We start from the raw sequence: 961 nt of genomic DNA on the forward strand, positions 1-961 counted from the left end.
TCACTATGAGATTAATCTTCACTCTAATAATCATGAGCGTAGTAACGAGTGCTCATGCTTTTAAGCCATCTTATTGTGACGATGCTCTGAGTCATTTTGCTATCAAATTGCAAGCAGGCGATAAGCTTGGTAACCCATCCTCGGCTTTGCCAAATGACGACTACAAATATGGTCATTTGCCAAATATTTGCATCTTATTCGGTATGAAAGAGGCGAGAGCTACAAACTGGTTGGCGCACAAGAGCAAAAATGCTTCTCGTGTCATATTGGAAGAGCGCGTTATTGAAACGCTGCAATCCAATTATTATGGTCCCTTTGATTTAGTGGATATCAGACAATAAAAGAATTGATTTTTATAGAATGGTTCTAATTCCCCTCAAGAAAAGTAGTCTTAAAGGAAAATAAATGGCTTATCTGTATTTGCTCATCGCAATTGTTTCGGAAGTAATTGGTACGAGTGCTTTGAAAGCATCGGAAGGGTTTGCCAAGCTTGGGCCGAGCGTTCTTGTGGTGCTTGGATTTTCTGTGGCGTTTTATTGCTTGTCGTTAGTGCTGAGATCTATTCCGATGGGGGTGGCTTATGCAATCTGGTCGGGTTTAGGGATTGTTTTGATCTCTATCGTTGGCTTTATTATTTTTGATCAAAAGATCGATGTTGCGGCGATAGTGGGTATTGTTCTCATCATTAGCGGCATTGTTGTAATGAATGTATTTTCGAGTACTGTGGGGCATTGAGAAATAAAACATAAAACGGGGATCATCTAGATTCTCAAGATAGCGTGCATATATTGATTAAAAAACGGCGCGTTATTGGTAAACATGAAATTGGAATTATGGAGTGCACAGAGACTGTGAGTACTGAACAAGATAAATATACAAGCGGGATTACGGTAAGGCGTGAAGTAATGGGTGACGCTTTTGTCGATAAAGCTTTAGATGCCGCGACTGATTTTACGCAACC

General features: G+C 40.2%; 2 protein-coding genes. Both read left to right on the forward strand.

All coding sequences use genetic code 11. The features are described 5' to 3' along the window. Window positions 1–341: hypothetical protein (locus A3739_RS06305; protein WP_231877022.1), on the forward strand; the 341-nt coding region annotated here is incomplete at its 5' end. Window positions 342–405: 64 nt separating this feature from the next. Further along, on the forward strand, window positions 406–735 hold the full coding sequence (locus A3739_RS06310) for a multidrug efflux SMR transporter (protein WP_068476514.1): 330 nt from the start codon (window positions 406–408) through the stop codon (window positions 733–735). The last annotated feature ends 226 nt before the right edge of the window (window positions 736–961 follow it).

The organism is Oleiphilus sp. HI0067 (assembly GCF_001635735.1).

Excerpts from the sequence above, each read along its gene's own strand:
- A3739_RS06310 (WP_068476514.1), top strand. The coding sequence starts at position 406 with ATGGCTTATCTGTATTTGCTCATCGCAATTGTTTCGGAAGTAATTGGT.